Below are 19,917 nucleotides of genomic sequence, written 5' to 3'. Positions count from 1 at the left end.
GTACAGTAATATGTTGAAAAGACGTCTCACGTCGGTGCCGTTTCGAAACCCTTCTCATGCAAAGATGCGCAAGAGGACCACCGAAACGAAATAGGTGAGAAGACCGAAGGCGATCGCCGAACTCGCCGCATACTGGAGGATATCCAGCCGGTTTCCTTTTCGGCGTCGCGCCAGATATCCACCCCAGATCGCACCCGCGACAATGCCCGCGATTACCAGCATGACTTTTTCTCCGTTCGTGTTCTCTTGTTGCACCGGTGTGTGCCGACCAGACCTGCAGCCAGTCCCACGGCCCAAGTAGTGAAGATGAGAGCCAGCAGCGCCCAGTCGCCGAAGCGCGCATATAGCGTTGACGGATGAGCAGAGGGCAGAGCCGCATCTATTACACCGGTTTCTCCGTTGCCGAGCCGCGCGACGAGGTCACCGTTCGCGTCGATGACCGCGGAGATGCCCGTATTCGCGGCTCGGATGACAGGAAGGCCTTCCTCTACGGCACGCATCCGTGCGGAAGCCAGATGCTGCTCGGGTCCGATGCTGGTGCCGAACCAGGCGTCGTTTGTCGCGTTGAAAATCCAGTCCGGCCTGAACAGGTCGTCGACCACATGGCTTGGGAAGATGATCTCATAGCAGATCGCCACGGCGACCAGGGGCACACCCGGAAGCGCAAGCGTTCGCGGGCCCGGTCCGGGCGTAAAATCGCCCAGACCCGCCGTGAGTCGCTCGATGGGCAACCAGCCACGGAATGGCACATATTCGCCGAAGGGTACGAGATGGTGTTTCGCGTATCCGGTCAGGATTCTGCCGGTCTCGCCAAAAGCCTGGACCGTGTTGAAATATCGGGTGCCATCCTCGCTCGGTACACGGTCCGGCACCCCGGTGAGCAGCATGCTGCCGTCTGGTAGCGCTGCGGCAATGCGATCCCGCGCCTCCGTATCCTCATCGAGGAAACCCGGAAAGGCGGTTTCCGGCCAAAGAAGAACGTCGAAATCGCCGGGCTGGGTTGAAAGCTCAACATAGCGCGCGAAGGTCGCCTCGCGGTTCTCGGGCGCCCATTTCTCCTCTTGTGGAATGTTGCCCTGGACGATGCGCAGGTCGACACCGGGTGGCTGTTGTGCATCCGACTGGAGGCGAAGCGTACCGACAGCCCACATCGTCGCGATGCCGGCCAGCGCCATGAGCGAAACGGTCAATCGTTGCCGCCCGGACGTCATGACAGCCGCGCCGGGAAGTGCCGCGACGAACACGCTGAGAAAGCTTAACCCATAGCTTCCGACCCAGGCGGCGGTCTGGCGAAGGGCGGCGTAGTCGGCAAGTGCGTAGCCGGCGAGGTTCCAGGGAAACCCTGTCAGAACGTGACCACGCAACCACTCGGTCGCGGTCCAGGAGGTCGTGAACAGGAGGCAGGCGAGGAGACTACCCAGGGCTCCGCGCCGCGCGATTTCGGCGAAGAGCGCTGCGGCAATGGCTGGGAAAATTGCGAGACCTGCGGACAATCCCGCGACAGCCGGGATCGCCATCGCCCCGAACCGCTCGGCCTCGACGTAGAAACTCTCTGCAATCCACGAAATCCCGAAACCGAACTGGCCAAGACCAAACGCCCAGCCGACGAGGAAAGCACGCCCTAGGGAGAGATCGCGAAGACCGACAAAGAACGCGGAATAGGCAACGGGAACGAGCAGGAGAAGCGAGAAAGGCGGGAAAGTCAGAACGGTCAGCGCCCCGGCGGCGAAACCAAGCGTCATCCGCGAAAGCAAACGGTGGCGCAGAGCGATGCGGTTCAGAATTTTCGGTTTCACGACTTGATCGAACGCCGCGCGCTGATCCATGGCGCGGCGAGCAAGAGCCCCACGCCACTGACAACAAATATATCGGCCATGTTGAAGGCAGGCCAATGTGTTGTGCCAATGTAGAAATCGAGAAAGTCTGTTACAGCCCGATACCGCACACGATCGATAACATTGCCCAAGGCTCCGCCAATGATCGCGCCATAGGCAAGTGTTTCGACCGCATTTTCGGCGCGAAACAGCATAACCCCCAGCCAAACACAGATGGCAAGAGCGAGAGCGATGAGGCTCCACCACGGAGCGCCGCCCAGCATCCCGAAAGTCACGCCGTCATTACGATAAAAGACGAGGTTGAATCCCGGAAACACGGAAATCCCGGCGCTTAAAGTGACGGCATTCGCAACGACAATGGCTTTGGTGATCTGATCGATCGCGAACGCAGCAAGCGCTGCAAAGACGCCGATCATCGCAGATACTTTGTATGATGACATTGCCTCATCCCAACCAGACATCGAGAAACAGCATCAGAACGAGCCCGACTGCGAGACCGAGCGTCGCCCTGTTCTGATGGCCGCTGCGATGGGTTTCGGGGATGATTTCGTGGCTGATGACGTAGAGCATTGCGCCCGCGGCAAAGGCCAGTCCCCATGGCAGCAGCGGTTCCGACAGCGTGATGATCCCGGCCCCGAGCAGGCCGCCAATCGGCTCGACCATGCCCGTCAGCGCCGCGATGCCCCAGGCGCGCAGCTTCGGATATCCCTCGCCCAGCAGAGATACAGCGACGGCCAATCCTTCGGGCGCATTCTGAAGCCCGATGCCGACAGCAAGCGGCAAACCGCCCTCCATACCTCCGGATCCGAAGCCGACCCCGACCGCGAGGCCTTCGGGGAAGTTGTGGATCGTGATCGCGATGATGAAAAGCCAGACCCGCCGCAAAGACGCCGCTTCGGGCCCTTCGCGTCCCGTCTTGAAATGCTCGTGCGGCAGCTTTTCGTTCATCAGCGCGACAGCCCCCATGCCCAAGAGGATCGAGACGCATACGATGGCCGCAGGCATCGCGCCGTTCTCGAACATCGGCTCGGCCGCATCCAATGCCGGGATGATCAGCGAAAAGAAGGAAGCGGCGAGCATCACACCGGCAGCGAAGCCGAGCGACAGATCGCGTGTGGCCCGCGACGGGATGCGTCCAAACAACACGGGAACTGCTCCGACTGCCGTGAGCGATCCGGCAGCCAGACTTCCGAGGAAGCCGAGCATGATCGGAGAGAGGTTTTCCATGGGCGGGCCAGGTTATCCTTCGCCGTAGCTCGAAAAGACTTCCGTCGACCCGTCCTCGCGGATGAGGAAGACATCATAGGCCTCGCGGTCGTCTTCTGGCCCCATGCCGGGCGAGCCATAGGGCATCCCAGGCACGGCGAGACCGACTGCGTCCGGGCGCTCATCGAGAAGGCGGCGGATGTCAGCGGCCGGTACATGGCCTTCGATCACGTAGCCGTCAATGAGCGCGGTGTGGCAGGAGACCATGCGCTGCGGCACGCCGTTGTCGAGCTTGAAGCGAACCAGCGACCCACCGAACATGTCCTGGCCGGTCGGCACAAAACCGTTCTCTTCGAGGTGGTTCATCCACGAGAGGCAGCAGCCGCAACCGTTCGTCTTGCGGACGTCGATCGCCGTTGCCTCTGCGAGGGCCTGGGCCGCCGGGAAAAGGGCGAGCGTGATGGCAAGAGCTTGGGTCATGCGTTTCATGGGTCAGAGCCTTTCGGTTGTCGTTTCGGCAATCTCGCTGCCGAGGTTTTCATTCAGAAGCGCCCGCGCCTCGGCCAGACGCGAGAGCGCGGCGGTATCATCCGCTTCGCTCTCAGCTGCTTCGGCGAGCCGGTCGTCAGTGAGGGGGTCAGTCGGGCGCCCATCCACGAGGACTTCGTAGTGCAGGTTCGGACCTGTCGCCGTGCCAGTCGCGCCGACGCGGCCGATCACATCTCCCGCCGCAACGCGTTGGCCTTGTGCCAGGTCTTCCGGCACGGCGCTCAGATGCGCGTAGCGCGTCATGGTGTCGGAGCCGTGCGAGATTTCGACCACACGGCCATAGCCACCGCGCCAGCCAATGAAACTAACCCGCCCCGGTGCCGTCGATTGAACCGGTGTCCCACGTGCCGCTGCGAAATCGACGCCTGTGTGCATCCGGACGTTGCCAAAGACCGGATGCGTGCGGCGTCCGAACACCGAGCTGAGGCGCGCACCCTCGACCGGCTGTGCGAAGACGCGCAGCACCTCGCCATCGACGTAGATCGTCGCCTGACCGCTGCCGTCGTCCGGCCATACGATCTCGTAAAGCGAACCGCCGATCTCCAGTGCGGCGAAGGCGAGTTCGGGCTGTCCGATCCTGTCCTCGCCGACCCGCGCCTCACGCCAGAGAAGCCTTAGTGCTTCGCCGCCGGCCATCTCGCGGCGGAAATCCACGGTCCCACCCAGCATCTGCGCAAGGTCCACGGAAAAACGGGCGGGTATGCCGGCTTCTTCGAGTGCCGCGAAGATCGAGCTGTCGATCACCGCTTCGCCGGCAAGGGTTACGATCTCCGGATCCGGAGTCACGACCTGTGTGGACAACCGCTCGCCGAACACCACCTCGATCCGAACCCCGTCCTCGACGGCAAGTGCGACGGTGCGGGGGCTGCCGTCCATGGTCGAAGCAACAGTGACCGAGTGCCCCGGCCGCAGCCGTCGCAGATCGTATTCCGCGCCAAGCGCGAGGGCAACTTCGGCTCTGTCAGGTGCCGCAAGTCCAGCTTCGGACAGCAAGAAATCGAGCGTCTCGCCAGGTGCAATGTCGCGCGACCACGTCGACAGCGGTGGCTCGATCGCGCTTACCGGCCTGTCGGCGAACGCGACCTGCAGAAGGGGTAGGGAGCCGAGGTCGGGTGCATCCTCTGCCCATGCCGTCGCGGGCAGCGTCACGAGGATGTCAACGTTTCTAGGGGCTTCAGGACCTTGGGGCATCCAGCTACCTGCCTGGGCAAGTTCCGGCGGCACGGGTTCTTTCGACAAAAGATCAGAGATGGCGATAGCCGCTCCCGAAACCGTCCCCGCAATTGCGACACCCGCCGCCAAAGTTCTGAGCCTCATGTCGCCCCCTCCATTTCTTCTGCCAGCGCGCGACGGATCTTCGGCACCGCGAATTCTCTGGCTTCGTGATAGTCGATCATGGTGACGAACCGCCCAGAGGCTGCGAACAGGAAGACGCTCGCGGTGTGGTTCATCGTGTAATCGCCGCTCTCCGTCGGTACTTGCTCGTAGGTGGCGCGGAAGCCGTCCGCGACGCGCGCGATCTGCTCTTCCGGCCCCGTCCAGCCACGGAGCGCAGGATGGAAGTAGCCGACATATTCGGCCATCGTTTCGACAGTGTCGCGCTCGGGATCGACCGTGATGAAAACCACGTTCATCTCGTCGGCCTCGTTTCCCAGATCGTCGAGCCATCCCGAAATGTCCGAGAGCGTGGTCGGGCAGACATCGGGACAGTAGGTGAAGCCGAAGAACGCCATCGTCGGGCGACCGATCAGGGTTTCCGGCCCGACCGCGTTGCCCTCATGATCCGTCAGACGGAAATCCATCTCGGTCAGGGCCACAGGCCGCTGCCCGACAGGTTCAGGTCCACCGGGTCCATCGACCTGCCACCAACCGACGAAGAGCATCAGGGCGACCGCCCCGACACCAGCCGCCCCGTACCCCAGGATCGCCCGTCGCCGCATCAGTCCTCTGGCCCCCGCGCGGCGATTCCGAGGATCGGCACCTCGACCGTCACTTCGCCTCCGTCTTCGAAAAGCAGGGTCAGCGGAAAGGTGTCCCCTTCCGTCATCAGTTCTTGCAGCCGCATCAGCATTGCGTGCAGGCCCCCCGGTTCGAGCGCGACGCTCTCGCCCGGGGCGATCGCGATCTCCCCCGCCGGGTTCATGGAACTCACACCTTCGGCATTTGTCTTCGTCTCGTGAATTTCGGGCATCATCGCGAGCGGCGTTGTAAGGCCGATCAGCGTCACTGGCTCGTCGCCAGTGTTGCGGATCGTCATGTAAGCGGCCCCGGGACGGTTCATCCCGATGGAGGCGCGGGACCACGCGTTCTCGACGACAACATCCTCGGGTCCGGCCAGCGCGGGCGCTGAGAACCCTCCAAGGGTCAAAAGCGCCGCCAGTGTGCTGGTCAAAATATACTTTTTCATCGTTCTGATCCTGCCCTTTGTATTCAGCTTTGCGCGGCAGCGACTTCGGCGGCCACCAGACGACGCAATTCTGCCTCCCCGAATGGATCGAGCGGCTTGCCGTTCACGAAGAATGTGGGCGTCTGGCGAATTCCCACGGTCTCGACGTCGGCACGATCCTGGTTCAGGATCGCCACGACATCGGGCGCCATCATTTGCGTGCGCGCGGCCTCGGCATCGAGTCCGGCCGTGGCGGCGATCTGAAGGATCAGGCCGGGCGCCGGGGCACCGTGCGACGCCCATCTCGGCTGTTCCCGCAGAACGGCCTCAAGCACCGGCACGTAAACGTCCTGCATGCGTGCCGCCTCGAGCACGCGGATCGCTTCCTCGGATGCCGCGCCGTGGAAGGGCGTGTAGCGGATCACGACGCGGACAGCATCCCCATGCTCGGCCATGATGTCCTTCACGACGGGATGAAAGGCGCGACAGGCCTCGCAGGCCGGATCGAAGAATTCGACGATCGTGACGGGCGCTTCCGCAGGCCCGAGGATGGGCGAGTAGGGGCGGATCATCGCGTCCGCGAGTTCCGGCGCAACAGGCTCCGCTTCGGCCACCGGGCCGGGGCGGGTTGCAAACCAGGTGGTTCCGCCGAAACCGGCGACGCCGAAGGCGAGAACGGACAGGATCAGGGCGCGTCGGTTCATTTTCGTGTGTCCTTCAATGAAAGGGCCGACAGCGCCCCGATCAGCGCGAAGGCGGCGAGGGCCATCAGCGGGATCGGGATGCCGAAGACCAGTTGGTTGTCATCGGTGCAAGAGGGGCCGGTGGCCGTGCAGGGCTGGATGCGTTCGGGAACAAGACCGACGTACAGCCCCATGTGCCAGAGGGCGATTGCGCCGCCGCCAAGCGCCAATGCGATGCCGTAGCGCCCCACACGGCCGTCCCGCCACCAAAGGCCCAGCCCTAGGATAATGGCCAAGGGAAACATGAAGGCGCGCTGGAACCAGCACAGCACACAGGGCGTCTGCCCCAGCACCTCGCCGATGAAAAGCACGGCAAGCGAGGCGACGAGCGCGATGATCCATGCCAGCCCGAGGGCTGTTTCTCCGGATATGCGGTTCATGTCGATCAGATCCTCTCTTCCAGATCGGCGAGAATCTCTTCGGCCGGGGTGCCGTAGGGCCAGGAGTCGGCAAAGCCCGCGTCGGGATCGAAGAGGAACAGATGCGACGTGTGGCCCATCGTGTAACCATCCGGCGCCGCAGCCTCTTCGACGCGTTCAAAGAAGATCGGAAACGTCTCGGATGTGGCGGCGATTTGTTCCGGCGTGCCCGTCAGCCCGATGATGCTCGCATCGAACAGCGGGACGTATTCGGCGAGTGCGGCGGGCGTGTCCCGTTCGGGGTCGATTGTTATGAAAATCGGCTGGACCTTGGCGGCATCGTCGCCCAGACCGTCCATCACCGCCGCGACCTCTGACAGGGTCGTCGGGCAGACGTCGGGACAGTTGGTGAAGCCGAAAAACACCAGCATCCAGCGCCCCGCAAAGTCCTCCTCGGTTCGAACCATACCCTGGTGGTCCGTCAGTTCGAATTTAGCGAAAAAAGGCGGTTCGGCGTCGGTTCGGGCGCGGTCGGCACGATAGTCGGACCAGAGCAAAAGCCATACGAAGGCAAGCGCTGCCACGCCTGCCAAAACCCAAAGAAACTTCTGTGCCGATGTAAGGGACAATCCTGTTCGCCTGTTATTGATTCTTATTGCATGTGCGGATACATCCTCTAGCCGCTAGAGGTTCAAGCACGAAATCATGGTATAGCTTGAACTCACGCGTCTGTGAATCCGACACTTGTTTATTCCGACGGCAAAACCTACACAAACTGTATCTTTTTCATGGAGGCGAAAATGCTCACGATCGGTACTCTGTCAAAGAAGACTGGCACAAAAGTGCAGACCATCCGGTACTACGAACAGATCGGACTCATGCCCGAACCTGGCAGGACCGAAGGCGGACAGAGGCGCTACGACAATGCACAGCTCGACCGACTGTCCTTCATCCGCCATTCGCGGCAACTCGGTTTCTCGCTCGATGCGATCCGCGAGCTGCTCGACCTCAGCGACCATCCCAACCGCCCCTGCGACGAGGCAGATGCCATCGCGCGTCGCCAGCTCAAACAGGTGGAGCAGCGCATGGCCCGCCTGAAGGCGCTGCGCACGGAACTGAAACGCATGGTTCACGAATGCAGCGGCGGGCGGACGGGAGACTGCAAGGTGCTTGAGGTGTTGCGGGACCATTCGGAATGCCTGACCGAGCACGAGGAAATCGGGGCCTGAAGGAATTCAGCCAACATTCCGGCTGGAACGCAGATCAGCCGCAGAAGTTAATGTGTCGTACAACACAGGCTGGAACCACAAAATGGCTGCTAGACAAAATTCAATGGAGAGACGGACGCTTTGGATCGTTCTGGCGCTCAATATCGGTTTGGCCGTGGCCTTTTTCGCAACAGGCGCCTTCGGCGACTCAAGTGCCCTGATCGCCAACGGGCTCGATAACCTCTCCGACAGCTTCGTCTACGCGATCAGCCTTTTCGCTTTGTCCCGATCCGACAAATGGAAACGCGGGGCGGCGAACGTTTCCGGCGGGCTGCTGATCCTGTTCGCCGCTGGTATCCTCTACGATGCATGGCGCCGCTACATCGGCGGGTCAGATCCGCTCGGGACGATCATGATCGCCATGGCCCTGTTTGCGGCGGCGATCAACGCAGTCTGCGTCTGGCTGCTCGCTAAGCTCAAAGATCCGGACGTCAACATCCGCGCGGCCAACACCTTCAGTTACAACGATTTCGCCGCGAACCTCGGAATCGTCTTGGCTGGCGGCCTCGTCGCCTGGCTGGGAACCAACTGGCCGGACCTCGTCGTCGGCGTGATTGTCGCCGGGATCGCGGCCTGGGGAGGTATCGACATTCTGCGCGACGCACACGGCGAACACCACAAAGCAGTTCATACGGGCAAATAGTTGCGGGAGATTCTTTCTGAAAGAAAGGGTTGAAGCTATAGTGACTATAGTAATTAGGCTTGTTCCAAGACGATTCGAGGAGCGACTCCGTTGCAGATGACCGACCCCCTACTTGCACCCACCAAATTACTGGATTTTGATGCCGCGCCTCTTGCGCATCTAATTGAGACCCGCGGCTGGCGCGGCTTATCCGAATACGATCGGATCGGAGCTGCCTATGATTTCGTTCGGAATGAAATCGCGTTCGGATACAATCGAGCTGACGACATCCCCGCCTCCGAGGTGCTTTCCGACGGCTACGGGCAGTGCAATACCAAAGGGACGCTCTTGATGGCGTTGCTGCGTGGTGTTGGCATTCGTTGCCGGTTGCATGGGTTTACGATCCACAAAGGCTTGCAGCGCGGTGTTGTCCCAGAGTTGGTGTATCCGCTTGCTCCGCAAGAAATTCTCCACTCATGGGTTGAGATCGAATATCAAGGTGCTTGGTTCAACCTCGAAGGCTTCATCCTGGATGACGCTTTCCTGACAGTCCTGCAAACGTCTTTCTCGGACACGGACAGTCTCTGCGGTTATGGCGCGGGCACGGATTGCCTTGGCGCGCCTCCCGTCACCTGGAACGGAGAAGATACCTACATTCAGAAATCCGGCATCGTGCAAGATTTCGGCGTGTTTGATACGCCGGACGCCTTCTATTTGTCCCATGAGCAATCCTTTGGATGGCTGCGTGGTGCCCTTTACCGTCATATCATCCGCCACTGGATGAATGCGCGCGTACGTGGTTTTCGCAGCGGTCGCCTGAAGACTGACCGACGCGCGACACACGCGCACGCGGAGCCTGCCAATGCCACATGACCACGGGCACGCGCCTATCGATCCGAATTCTGGGGACCGGCGGGTTGCCATCGCCATCTGGGCAAACGGGCTACTTACCGTTGCGCAAGTCGTCGGGGGCATATTCTCGGGCAGTCTGGCACTGATCGCCGATGCGCTGCACAACTTTTCCGATATGGCCTCGCTTGTCATTGCCTTCGCCGCACGCAAGATCGCGCGCCGCCCGGCCGATGAACGCATGACCTTCGGCTATGGCCGGGTCGAAATCGTGGCGGCCCTGATCAACTACACCACCCTCATCGTGATCGGCTTCTATCTGATCTACGAAGGTGGCATGCGCATGATTGATCCACCCGAAGTCATGGGGTGGACCGTCGTCATTCTCGGTGGAATTGCGCTTGTGGTCGACACGCTGACCGCAATGCTGACCTATTCGATGCAGAAGGGCAGCGTGAACATCCGCGCGCTTTTCCTGCATAACCTGTCGGACGCGCTTGCTTCGGTCGCGGTTATCGTCGGTGGGTCGCTGATCATCCTTTACGACATGCGTTGGGTCGATCCTGCCATCACCATCGGCATCGCGATCTACATCCTGTATCTGTCTTTCACTGAAATAGGCGGCCCAATCCGAACCCTGATGCTCGGGAGCCCGCCGGACATCGACAACGAGGCCGTCGTCGAAGCGATGCGGAAAGTCGAAGGCGTCGCCGACGTCCACTACGTCCATCTCTGGCAAATGCAAGAGCACGAGGCTGCGCTCGACTGCCATGTCGTCGTGGCAGCCGAGGGCTGGTCGAAGATCGAAGAGATCAAGAGCGCGATCAAGAAGCGGCTGAAGGAAGAGTTCGGCATCAGCCATTCCAGTCTCGAATTTGAGCATGAGGATCGCGCTCATCAGAACGCCGATCTCTACGGTCACGGCAACGCAAGTGAAAAGGAGAAGACCAATGTTCAAGGAAACGCTGACCGAGCATGATGATGTCATCGGGCTCGTCTGCGCGATTACGCGGACCGGCATGGGCTCGATCCGAGCAACTGGGTCATTCTGACCAAACGATCCGATCAGGCAAATGACGCGACGCGCCTTCTGGCGCGGGAATATGGGCTGGAGTTCACGATGACCGCCGACAGCGACATGATGATGCACGGAGCGGTCACCCATGTCGTGGACATCGGCGGGCGGTTCGCTGCAAAATTCCATGGCATGGACTTCAAGAACGTGAACCTGATCCTCTATGTCAGCGAGTTGATCAACAACGCCCAGCATCGACGCCGGGAGCCCAACTGGTGGGACCGGCTGACAGGTGTGTTTCAATGAGTGTCGTCGCGACTGGCGTCAGGCTGTCCTCGACAGACGGAGTTTCCCTGACAGCTCTGCGTCGGTATTTTGCGGTGATCATCCCGGCCAACTTGATCTGGGAGTTCGCGCATATGCCGCTCTACACGATCTGGAACGAGGGCACTTGGGGTGAGATTGTCTTCGCAGCCGTCCATTGCACGGGTGGCGATATCCTGATCGCCATGAGCGCGCTGATGCTTGCCCTCATGCTGTCGGGCCGGGGCTGGCCCCTGGTCGCCTCGACGCGGCGGTCTGTGACCGTCCTGACGGTGGTGTTCGGGCTCGGATACACGCTGTTCAGCGAATGGCTCAACATCGTGATCCGCGCGGCCTGGGCCTATTCGGACCTGATGCCGATCATTCCGATCCTCGATGCGGGCCTGTCACCTGTGTTGCAATGGATCGTGATACCGCTGGTCGCGTTCTGGTGGGTCTGGCGGCCTTTCAACAACGATCGTGATGTATGATGGATATTTCCGGCATCGGCATCTTCGCGGCCTTCCTGGCGGGTGCCATTTCGTTCCTGTCGCCCTGTGTCCTGCCACTGGTGCCTGGCTACGTCTCGTACATCGCAGGGCAACCAGATTTGCGCACGACGCGGTCGGTCGGCTTGCGGGCGCGCGCCGGGGCGCTCGGGTTGAGTGCCTGCTTTGTCCTGGGCTTTTCGACGGTCTTCGTCGCCCTCGGGGCCCGGGCCAGCGCGCTCGGATCCCTGCTGCTGACATGGCGCACCGAGCTAAACTATCTCGGCGGCGCGATCATCATTCTGTTCGGACTGGTCATGCTGGGTGTCTTTCGTCTCAATGCGTTCTCGCGCGATACCCGTTTCAATCTCGACATTCCCGGCGGTCGCCCGTTTGGGGCCTACGTGCTGGGACTGGCCTTCGCCTTTGGCTGGACACCTTGCATCGGTCCGATCCTCGGCGCAATCCTGACGCTCAGTTCGACCTCCGGCGGCATGTCGGACGGCATCTGGCTGCTGTCGATCTATTCCGCTGGACTGGGGGTGCCTTTCCTGCTGGCCGCGCTCTTCACCGACGCCATCGCCGCGCGGGTAAGGCAGATCGGCAAAGCCGGTCGCTGGCTCTACAAGGGCGCGGGTGTTGCCATGATCATCATGGGAGTTGCCATCATGACCGGGCAATTGTCACGGTTTGCCTATTGGCTGCTGGGGACGTTTCCCTTTCTCGCGACGATCGGGTGACGAATCTCGAACCAGCTCTAGGTGTGATGGCTGCAGTGTAGGGATTATCTCCGCCAATCAATGTCATCCACGCCGCGCCTCTGTAGAGGTCGCGGTGCCGTCAGCCGATCAGGTAGACCCGGATCGGCATCCAGATACCCATGACCATCATCATCAGGTTCTCGGTGAGCGAGACAAAACCGAGCGGCACCTTGCTGTCGCCCCCGACGCAGGCGCATTTCAGCTCGCGCTTGTCGATATAGACCGCCTTGAAGACCGAAACCGCGCCGACGGTGCCGATGAACAAGGCCACGGGTGCCGACAGCCAGGTGAGCGCCCCTGCGACCATGAGGATACCGGCGAAGGCCTCTCCGAAGGGATAGAGATAGCCGTAGCGCACCCAGCGGTGCGCCAGCAGGTCGTAATTTAGGAACATGGTCGAAAAGCTTTCGACATCCTGAAGTTTCTGCACTGCAAGCAAGCACATCGAGATCGAGATGAACCATTCCAGCGCGCGCAGGCTGAGGATGGTTCCAAAGCTGTACCATGACAAGCCGAGCGCCATCAAAAACGCGACGGCAAAGATCGCGATCACCGGTTGATAGGAGGTGTCCGAGCGTTCGCTTTCCGGTGCGTCAAGGCCGAAATGGACCCGCAGATCGTCATAGCCGCCGATGCGCTTGTCGCCGATCCAGGTCTGCGGCGTGGTCTCGACCCCGTGATTTTCCATGAAAGCATCAGTTTCCTCGCGTGTCGTCAGGTGGTGATCCTCGACCTCGTACCCTTCCCGTTCGAGCAGGTCTTTGGACTTGAGACCATAAGGGCAAAGGTGATCCAGCATGACCATCCGGTAGAGTTGGGCTGTTTTCGATGCGTCTTTCGGCATGGTGTTTCCTCCAGTTTCTGGTTCAGGCACCGCAACCGTAATGTCCGCGATACCCTGCACGCAGACCGGGCCCAAGTTCGAGAACGAGATCGGCGTCCTGCATTTCGCCACTATTTGCGGCCAATGTGCCGGTTCCGCTCGGCGCGCTCAACGCCACTGTCATGCCTTCCTTGCCCCAAGTGCTTCCGGCGTCGCCAGCCTCCAGCCGCACCAGATCGCCGCTGATCTTGGCGAGAGCTACACTCCCACCGTCGATGCGGCCCACCGCCAGCGCAGGCCTGCTTGTGGTGGTGTAGGTGAACGTGCACGCCGCGCCGTCCGGGAAGAGTTGTGCGATGTCCTCCCGGGTCAGGAATTCAAGATCGAGAATGGTGATCTCCGCCGTGGACAGCGCCTCGTCAAGGCTCACGATCTGCGCCGGTCCGCTTTCTGACTGTGCCGGACTGTCACCATTGGCGTCGATATCGTTCACCAGATAACGCATCTCGGCGATTTCCTTGTCCTGCGCATAGATGATCTCATCCGCCAACTTGCGCACGCGCGGGTCCGAGATATCGGCGCGGCTGGAGGTCATGATCGCGATCGAGTGGTGCGGGATCATTGCCCGCATGTAGCTGGTGTCGCCCACCGTCACCTGGCTGCGGACCAGCCAGAGCGAGGCGGCAAAGACCACAGCGGCACCGATGAAGATGGCGGCGTTAGCCGTCTTGCTGGAATACATCGACAGCATGAAGCCCAGCATGATGATCGCCATGGTGGCACCCATCAGGAGAGCCATGTAGACCCGCGTTTCCGACCAGAACACATGCGTCCAGAGGTAGGTATTGAGATACATCAGACCGAACATGACGACGGTAGATGTCGCGATCATCGCGAAAAAGCGGCCATATGACATGAAGTTGTCCTCTCTCGAAATCGTGAAGTATAGAGGTAGAACAACTTTCCCGCGCTGGAATGTTCCGAAAAAGCTGCAGCCAGTCGCACCTTATGGGTGGCGCTGCCCGCTGCGGGACATATCTTAATCCGCTGCCCTGGCGGTCCGGGTCTTATCCTCTTCCATAGCCAGATCTGCGAGAATCGGACAATCAGGCCTGTGATCGCCAGCGCAGGCATCGACAAGGTGCGACAGCGTCGCGCGCATCTCGGTCAGTTCTGCGATTTTCCGGTCGATCCGGTCGAGGTGTTCTTCGGCGATCTGCTTGACCTCGGCGCTGGCGCGGTCGGTGTCGGCATAGAGTTTCAGCAGGCTCCGGCAGTCCTCGATGGTGAAGCCCAAGGCGCGCGCCCGGCCGAGAAACGCCAGCTTGTGGACGTCGCTCTGCCGAAAGCTGCGATAACCGTTGGCACTGCGCAGCGGCTCGACCAGCCCGATGTCCTCGTAGTAGCGAATGGTCTTCGCGGGAAGGCCGGACATGTCGGCCACGTCTCCGATGTTCATGATAGTTTCCTCCTTGAGCTTATTCAGCCGGGACTGGTGACAGGTTGGCGGCAGAGCCGGGTTGCGCCTGTTCCTGCATCGCCGGGCGGACGCGGCGCAGGCGCAGCGCGTTCGTCAGTACGAAGACCGAGCTGAGCGCCATTGCCCCAGCCGCCAGCACCGGCGACAGCAGCAGGCCCGACACCGGGTAGAGCAGCCCCGCCGCCACCGGAATGAGGGCCACGTTATAGCCGAAGGCCCAGAACAGGTTCTGGCTGATGTTGCGCATCGTACGCCGCGACACTTCCAGCGCGTTGACCACGCCGCGCAAATCGCCCGACATTAGCACCACATCGGCGGATTCGATGGCGACGTCGGTGCCGGTGCCAATGCTGATGCCCACGTCCGCATGAGCAAGCGCGGGCGCATCGTTGATGCCGTCGCCTACAAAGGCGATGTGCTGGCTCGGGCCGCGCAGATCGTCCAATGCCGCCACCTTGCCATCGGGCAGCACGCCCGCGATCACATGGTCGATGCCGGTCTCGCGGCCGATGGCCTCTGCCGTCTCTCGCTTGTCGCCGGTGATCATGGCGACCTTCAGGCCCAGATCGTGCAACGCCCGGATGGCCGCCGCGCTGGACGGCTTTACCGGATCGGCCACGGCGATGACGGCGGCCACCCGCCCGTCGATGGCGGCATAAAGCGCGGTGCGGCCCTGTTCAGCCAGGCGGCGCTCGGCGTCGGCCAACGCGCCGATGTCCACCCCTTCGCGCGTCATCAGACGGTCGGCCCCCACCAGCACGTCGCGGCCTGCGACCTCGGCCCGGACACCGTGGCCCGTGATGGAGGTGAAGTTCCGCGCGTCGTGTCGAGTGACCGTCTCGGCTTCCGCCGCCCGCAGAATGGCCTCGGCGATAGGGTGTTCCGACTGCGCCTCGACCGCCGCGACCAGGGCCAGCACCTCGGCCCGTTCAAAGCCGTCGGCCAGCACCAGATCGGTCAGTTCGGGGCGCCCTTCGGTCACCGTGCCGGTCTTGTCCAGCGCCACCACATCCACTGTCGAAAGCTGTTGCAGCGCATCGCCCTTGCGGAACAGCACGCCCATTTCAGCGGCACGGCCGGTGCCGACCATGATCGAGGTCGGCGTGGCCAGCCCCATCGCGCAAGGGCATGCGATGATCAGCACGGATACACCCGCAACGAGGGCATAGGACAGGGCGGGCGAGGGGCCGACCAGCAGCCAGACGATAACCGTAAGCAGCGCCAGCGCCATGACCGCCGGCACGAACAACAGGGTGATCCGGTCGACCAGCCCCTGGATCGGCAGCTTGGCGCTCTGCGCCTCTTCGACCATGCGGATGATTTGCGCCAGCGTCGTATCCGCTCCCACGCGTGTCGCACGGAACTGGAAGGCACCGGAACCGTTGACGGTCCCGCCGGTGACGGGATCGCCCACCAACTTGGCGACAGGCACCGGCTCGCCGGTGATCATGCTCTCATCGACGCGGGCGCTGCCTTCGGTCACTTCACCGTCCACGGCAATCCGCTCTCCGGGGCGCACGAGCAGGATGTCGCCCGCGGCGATGCGCTCGATGGCCACGTCCTCAGGCTCTCCGTCCACCAGCACGCGGGCGGTCTTGGCCTGAAGGCCCAGCAGCTTCTGGATCGCTGCGCCGGTGCGGCCCTTGGCGCGCGCCTCCAGCCACCGGCCCAGCAGGATTAGCACGATGATGACCGCCGCCGCCTCGAAATAGACGGCACGCGACCGTTCGGGCAGCAGCGCGGGCGCGAATAGCGCCACGAGAGAATAGAGATAGGCGGCAGAAGTGCCGACCGCGACAAGGCTGTTCATGTCCGGCGCACGCTTGAGCAGGGCTGGAAACCCGCGCGTGTAGAAGCTGCGCCCCGGCCAGAGCAGAACCACCGTGGTCAGGACGAACTGGATCAGCCAGCTTGCTCGATGGCCGATCGTGTCGCCGATCAGACCATGCATGCCGGGGATCAGATGCGCGCCCATTTCCAGCAGAAACACCGGCAGGGTGAGGGCCGCCGCCAGGGCGGTCCTGCGGGCCAGCATCCGCGCCTCTTCATCCTTCCGGACACTCGTGTCTTCCGCCTCTCTGTCCTGCGGCAAGGTCGCGGGATAGCCTGCGTCACCCGCCGCCTTCAGCAGGTCTGCAACCGCAACCGCGCCTTCGAGATACGTTACCGTCGCAGTTTCCGAGGCCAGATTGACGTTCACGGCCAGCACGCCTGGCATCGCCGCCAAAGCCTTGTCCACCCGACCGACGCAGGACGCGCAGGACATGGAGGCCACGTTCAGGCGAGTGCTCTGCTTACGGGCCGGATAGCCAATCTCTTCCAGCTTTTCGACGATGTTCGAAATGCGCTCTGGCGCGTCGATCTGCGCCTGAGCGGTTTCGCTGGCGAGGTTGACTCGAACGTCGCTGACGCCCGGCAGGCCGGAAAGCCCACGCTCCACCCGCCCGACGCAAGAGGCGCAGGACATGTTCTGCAGGGAAAGTCGAAGGGTATGCGAATCCGACATGGGTGACTCCTGATCCTGGTCCTCCGAGAGATAAGGGTTCCATTCGCTGGAAGGTCAACAGATGCATCGAGGAATTTTTTCGGGCATTGACCTTCCCATAGGGGGACGGCCTAGATGGCAGCAGTAAGAAGGAGATCGTGATGATCAGGTTCAGCGTGCCGGACATGAACTGCGGACATTGCACCGCGTCGATAGAGAAGGCCATTGTGACGATAGACCCACACGCGACTGTCACCTGTGACCTGACTGCGCGTTCCGTCGAGGTAGATAGCGCATTGGATGAAAGCGCTCTGAAGGCAGCGATTCACGATGCGGGCTACGGATCGCAAAGACTGAGTTAGTCCCGGCACTTCCAGTCATTACTGAAGTACTCACTACCATTTTCGCGTCTTCTGTCTGACTGGTGAACGTTGCTATGTATCTATTGCGCAACAGTTTTGAGCGCTCGCAGCGAGAATTCGCCTGCCTCGCTAGAATGTGCCAAACCTTCCCGCGCTGTAAGCGTTGACTAATTTGTCAAAACGTCCAAGTTTCCGTTCATGAGAATGCGTGTCGCCACTTCGGTATGGGTGAAATTCCTCACTTGCTTCGCTTTTGCGTTGGCATTGGTTCTGTCTCCACCTTCTGCGGCACACGCGGCCTCGGGAATGCATGATGGTCAGCATTCTGGATCGATCAGCGCCCTTCTCAGCGAACCGACAGTTGGTCAGGGAACTGATATCCACGCCGACCACATGAAACACCCGGCGACAGTTGACGTGGATGACATATCCTCCGACATTGGTGAAACAGAGCATCAATCAACTCAGTGTTGTAACGGAATATGCATTTCTGTCGTCATTCCAGACGCAGACTTGGTATTCCCGGATCCTATTGCTGCGAAAAAATATATGATCCTGAGCGGTCAGACGCATTCCGTCGAAACATCAGGGTTTCTGCGGCCCCCTCGATTCCTGATCTGAAACGGCGCCCAATCCGGGTGTGAGCCTTGCGCAGACTCTGCGTGAGACATCGTTCATCAATCAGGTTACCTTCATGAAAATTCATCTACTTATGGGGGCTTCGGCCCTCGGGCTTGGCGCATGCGCCTATGAGCCTACCCCTTTGCCCTCCGTTGCGACACAACAGGCTGTCGTCAACGCGACCGTTTCGTCTCCGATCAGCTATCAAGATCCATTGGCTGGCTACACCTATCGTGGTCCGACGGGTCCCCGTGATTGGCGTTCCGTCAATCAAGAGCAGACGGAGGGCAACTGATGCGGCTATCGAAATTTCCTCTGCTATTCGGCTTTCCGCTAATTTTGGGTGCCTGCGCAACCGCTGTACCGGGCATCTACACGGAACCGAAAGCCGGCTTCGCCAACATTTCCAGCCAAGTCACACCGGCCATCGGCAAACGGACTGCCTTCGCCGAAACCCAGGCCGAAAACGAGGCTTTGAAAAAGCAGGTGCATGCGATGGTGCATCGCAAGACCATTTCGGCGGACACCGCCGTTCAGGTCGCGCTCCTGAACAATAAAGGTCTGCAAGCGTCTTACGCCAATGTTGGCCTGTCGGCCGCTGAGGCCTGGCAGCAATCGACGCCGGAAAACCCGATCGTATCAATTGGTGTTTTGGGAATCGGTGCGCCTGAGCTCGGTGCCTACAGAGCGATCGAAGGGCTGATCCGGTCGAACGTCCTCGATGCCACCACGCGCAAACAGCGCATGGCCATTGCTGATGCAAGCTTCCGGCAGGCTCAGCTCAATGCCGTGAACGACACACTTGCGCTGGCCAATCAGACGCGAAAGGCATGGGTCGATGCAGTCGCCGCCTTCGAGGCAGTGAGCTATCTGCGGCGCGCGAAAGCGACCTCTGACGCCGGCTCTGAACTGGCGATGAGGTTGGGCGAGACCGGCGCACTCAACAAAGCTGGGCAGGCCCGCGAACAGGCATTCAATGCCGAACTGGCGGGGCAACTTGCACAGGCACGATTGAACGCCACTCGGTCCAAGGAGGCTTTGACCAGGTTGATGGGTCTCTGGGGCACCGAAGTCGATTACCATGTGCCAGATGCCCTTCCTGCACTGCCGCGTTCTGTCGGCCGTGTGACCGACATCGAGGCCAAGGCGCTCCGAAACCGGGTGGATCTGCGTGTTGCCAAACTTGGCCTGGAAGCGCAGGCCAAGGCGTTTGGGCTGACCGATCAGACCCGCATTGTCAGCGATCTTGAGTTCATTGCCGGGTTCGAGGCGGAGCGGGAAATTGAGGACGGAGAAACGGAAACCGTGACCACCCCTCAGGTGGAAGTGGAGTTCGCGATCCCGATCTATGACACCGGCAAGGCCCGGATGCGCAAGGCGGAATTGTCTTATCTACAAGCGGCCAACGTGCTCGCAGAGAAGGCCGTGAACGTCCGGTCCGAAGCGCGAGGTGCTGAGACTTCCTATCATGCCGCATATAAAATCGCGCGCCACTACCGCGACGTTCTGGTGCCGCTACGCACGACCGTCGAAGAAGAGGGTTTGCTGTCTTACAACGGCATGATCACCAACACTTTCGAGCTGCTGACTGACGTGCGCGAGAAACTTGGCGCATCCCTGGAAGCGGCAAATGCAAAACGCGAATTCTACATGGCACAGGCCGATCTGACCGCCGCGATCTATGGCGGCGGCGAAGGCGGCGGTGGTGCTGGTGGAGAAGGCGCAACGCTTGCCGCCGGTGGCGGTGCAGGACACTGAAAGG

The 19,917-nt window shown here is 61.2% G+C and carries 25 protein-coding genes; 10 read left to right on the top strand and 15 right to left on the bottom strand.

Annotation, left to right across the window (positions count from 1 at the left end; all coding sequences use genetic code 11):
* Positions 1-54: 54 nt before the first annotated feature.
* From GGR17_RS17955 to GGR17_RS17905, 11 genes are read right to left on the bottom strand one after another with little or no spacing between them, the layout of a single operon-like run.
* Positions 55-222, bottom strand: a complete 168-nt coding sequence (locus GGR17_RS17955; protein WP_009503847.1) for a hypothetical protein — start codon at positions 220-222, stop codon at positions 55-57.
* On the bottom strand, positions 213-1,826 hold the full coding sequence (gene lnt / locus GGR17_RS17950) for an apolipoprotein N-acyltransferase (RefSeq protein ID WP_028095371.1): 1,614 nt from the start codon (positions 1,824-1,826) through the stop codon (positions 213-215). The genes GGR17_RS17955 and lnt overlap by 10 nt, the downstream gene beginning before the upstream one ends.
* Positions 1,793-2,251: a signal peptidase II gene (lspA, locus tag GGR17_RS17945; RefSeq protein WP_009503845.1), complete on the bottom strand. Its 459-nt coding sequence runs from the start codon at positions 2,249-2,251 to the stop codon at positions 1,793-1,795. Before lspA ends, lnt begins: the two co-directional genes overlap by 34 nt.
* Positions 2,252-2,279: 28 nt before the next feature.
* A complete protein-coding gene (locus GGR17_RS17940; protein ID WP_028095370.1) occupies positions 2,280-3,062 on the bottom strand; it encodes a ZIP family metal transporter in 783 nt (260 codons plus the stop codon).
* 12 nt (positions 3,063-3,074) lie between these two features.
* Complete coding sequence (locus GGR17_RS17935; RefSeq protein ID WP_028095369.1) at positions 3,075-3,530, bottom strand: DUF411 domain-containing protein; 456 nt, start codon at positions 3,528-3,530, stop codon at positions 3,075-3,077.
* A gap of 3 nt (positions 3,531-3,533) precedes the next feature.
* Complete coding sequence (locus tag GGR17_RS17930) at positions 3,534-4,907, bottom strand: M23 family metallopeptidase (protein WP_028095368.1); 1,374 nt, start codon at positions 4,905-4,907, stop codon at positions 3,534-3,536.
* Positions 4,904-5,530, bottom strand: a complete 627-nt coding sequence (locus GGR17_RS17925) for an SCO family protein (RefSeq protein ID WP_028095367.1) — start codon at positions 5,528-5,530, stop codon at positions 4,904-4,906. The genes GGR17_RS17930 and GGR17_RS17925 overlap by 4 nt, the downstream gene beginning before the upstream one ends.
* Complete coding sequence (locus tag GGR17_RS17920) at positions 5,530-5,997, bottom strand: copper chaperone PCu(A)C (protein WP_028095366.1); 468 nt, start codon at positions 5,995-5,997, stop codon at positions 5,530-5,532. The genes GGR17_RS17925 and GGR17_RS17920 overlap by 1 nt, the downstream gene beginning before the upstream one ends.
* Positions 5,998-6,020: 23 nt before the next feature.
* The gene (locus tag GGR17_RS17915) at positions 6,021-6,680 is read right to left on the bottom strand and encodes a DsbA family protein (RefSeq protein WP_028095365.1); all 660 of its coding nucleotides are present in this window, start codon (positions 6,678-6,680) and stop codon (positions 6,021-6,023) included.
* Positions 6,677-7,099: a disulfide bond formation protein B gene (locus tag GGR17_RS17910; RefSeq protein WP_028095364.1), complete on the bottom strand. Its 423-nt coding sequence runs from the start codon at positions 7,097-7,099 to the stop codon at positions 6,677-6,679. Before GGR17_RS17910 ends, GGR17_RS17915 begins: the two co-directional genes overlap by 4 nt.
* 5 nt (positions 7,100-7,104) lie before the next feature.
* Positions 7,105-7,671 carry an SCO family protein gene (locus tag GGR17_RS17905; protein ID WP_028095363.1) on the bottom strand — a complete coding sequence of 189 codons (567 nt, stop codon included), beginning with the start codon at positions 7,669-7,671 and terminating at the stop codon, positions 7,105-7,107.
* A gap of 207 nt (positions 7,672-7,878) precedes the next feature.
* On the opposite strand from GGR17_RS17905, the gene GGR17_RS17900 reads away from it, so the two are divergent.
* The 7 genes from GGR17_RS17900 to GGR17_RS17870 all read left to right on the top strand — a co-directional run bounded on the left by GGR17_RS17900 (position 7,879) and on the right by GGR17_RS17870 (position 12,363).
* Complete coding sequence (locus GGR17_RS17900) at positions 7,879-8,307, top strand: MerR family transcriptional regulator (protein WP_013959865.1); 429 nt, start codon at positions 7,879-7,881, stop codon at positions 8,305-8,307.
* Positions 8,308-8,410: 103 nt separating this feature from the next.
* Positions 8,411-8,989 carry a cation transporter gene (locus tag GGR17_RS17895; RefSeq protein ID WP_028095362.1) on the top strand — a complete coding sequence of 193 codons (579 nt, stop codon included), beginning with the start codon at positions 8,411-8,413 and terminating at the stop codon, positions 8,987-8,989.
* 96 nt (positions 8,990-9,085) lie between these two features.
* Positions 9,086-9,841: a transglutaminase-like domain-containing protein gene (locus tag GGR17_RS17890; RefSeq protein WP_028095361.1), complete on the top strand. Its 756-nt coding sequence runs from the start codon at positions 9,086-9,088 to the stop codon at positions 9,839-9,841.
* The gene (locus GGR17_RS17885; RefSeq protein ID WP_028095360.1) at positions 9,831-10,796 is read left to right on the top strand and encodes a cation diffusion facilitator family transporter; all 966 of its coding nucleotides are present in this window, start codon (positions 9,831-9,833) and stop codon (positions 10,794-10,796) included. Before GGR17_RS17890 ends, GGR17_RS17885 begins: the two co-directional genes overlap by 11 nt.
* A 141-nt stretch (positions 10,797-10,937) precedes the next feature.
* On the top strand, positions 10,938-11,138 hold the full coding sequence (locus GGR17_RS20420; RefSeq protein ID WP_028095359.1) for a hypothetical protein: 201 nt from the start codon (positions 10,938-10,940) through the stop codon (positions 11,136-11,138).
* Complete coding sequence (locus GGR17_RS17875) at positions 11,135-11,626, top strand: hypothetical protein (protein WP_009503822.1); 492 nt, start codon at positions 11,135-11,137, stop codon at positions 11,624-11,626. The genes GGR17_RS20420 and GGR17_RS17875 overlap by 4 nt, the downstream gene beginning before the upstream one ends.
* Positions 11,623-12,363 carry a cytochrome c biogenesis CcdA family protein gene (locus GGR17_RS17870; RefSeq protein WP_028095358.1) on the top strand — a complete coding sequence of 247 codons (741 nt, stop codon included), beginning with the start codon at positions 11,623-11,625 and terminating at the stop codon, positions 12,361-12,363. Before GGR17_RS17875 ends, GGR17_RS17870 begins: the two co-directional genes overlap by 4 nt.
* Before the next feature lie 100 nt (positions 12,364-12,463).
* Here the strand turns inward: GGR17_RS17870 and GGR17_RS17865 are convergent, their stop codons facing one another.
* The 4 genes from GGR17_RS17865 to GGR17_RS17850 all read right to left on the bottom strand — a co-directional run bounded on the left by GGR17_RS17865 (position 12,464) and on the right by GGR17_RS17850 (position 17,193).
* A complete protein-coding gene (locus GGR17_RS17865; RefSeq protein WP_170317858.1) occupies positions 12,464-13,228 on the bottom strand; it encodes a MauE/DoxX family redox-associated membrane protein in 765 nt (254 codons plus the stop codon).
* Between the two features lie 22 nt (positions 13,229-13,250).
* Positions 13,251-14,123, bottom strand: a complete 873-nt coding sequence (locus GGR17_RS17860; protein WP_009503819.1) for a DUF305 domain-containing protein — start codon at positions 14,121-14,123, stop codon at positions 13,251-13,253.
* Positions 14,124-14,246: 123 nt separating this feature from the next.
* Positions 14,247-14,666, bottom strand: coding sequence for a Cu(I)-responsive transcriptional regulator (cueR, locus tag GGR17_RS17855; protein WP_009503818.1), 420 nt, complete (start codon positions 14,664-14,666; stop codon positions 14,247-14,249).
* A gap of 19 nt (positions 14,667-14,685) precedes the next feature.
* Positions 14,686-17,193, bottom strand: a complete 2,508-nt coding sequence (locus tag GGR17_RS17850) for a heavy metal translocating P-type ATPase (RefSeq protein ID WP_054540801.1) — start codon at positions 17,191-17,193, stop codon at positions 14,686-14,688.
* A 140-nt stretch (positions 17,194-17,333) separates the two neighbouring features.
* Between GGR17_RS17850 and GGR17_RS17845 the strand changes: the two genes are divergently transcribed.
* The 3 genes from GGR17_RS17845 to GGR17_RS17835 all read left to right on the top strand — a co-directional run bounded on the left by GGR17_RS17845 (position 17,334) and on the right by GGR17_RS17835 (position 19,913).
* Positions 17,334-17,534: a heavy-metal-associated domain-containing protein gene (locus GGR17_RS17845; RefSeq protein WP_009815466.1), complete on the top strand. Its 201-nt coding sequence runs from the start codon at positions 17,334-17,336 to the stop codon at positions 17,532-17,534.
* Between the two features lie 204 nt (positions 17,535-17,738).
* Positions 17,739-18,155, top strand: a complete 417-nt coding sequence (locus GGR17_RS17840) for a hypothetical protein (protein ID WP_230040108.1) — start codon at positions 17,739-17,741, stop codon at positions 18,153-18,155.
* A gap of 294 nt (positions 18,156-18,449) precedes the next feature.
* Positions 18,450-19,913 (top strand): TolC family protein, encoded by a 1,464-nt coding sequence (locus tag GGR17_RS17835; protein ID WP_054540802.1) that lies wholly within the window; start codon positions 18,450-18,452, stop codon positions 19,911-19,913.
* The last annotated feature ends 4 nt before the right edge of the window (positions 19,914-19,917 follow it).

The sequence above is a fragment of the Actibacterium naphthalenivorans genome (assembly GCF_014196965.1).
Taxonomy (GTDB): Bacteria; Pseudomonadota; Alphaproteobacteria; order Rhodobacterales; family Rhodobacteraceae; genus Actibacterium_A; species Actibacterium_A naphthalenivorans.
Note: the sequence above shows the minus strand (reverse complement) of the source record. Positions and strands in the feature narration are given on the sequence as shown.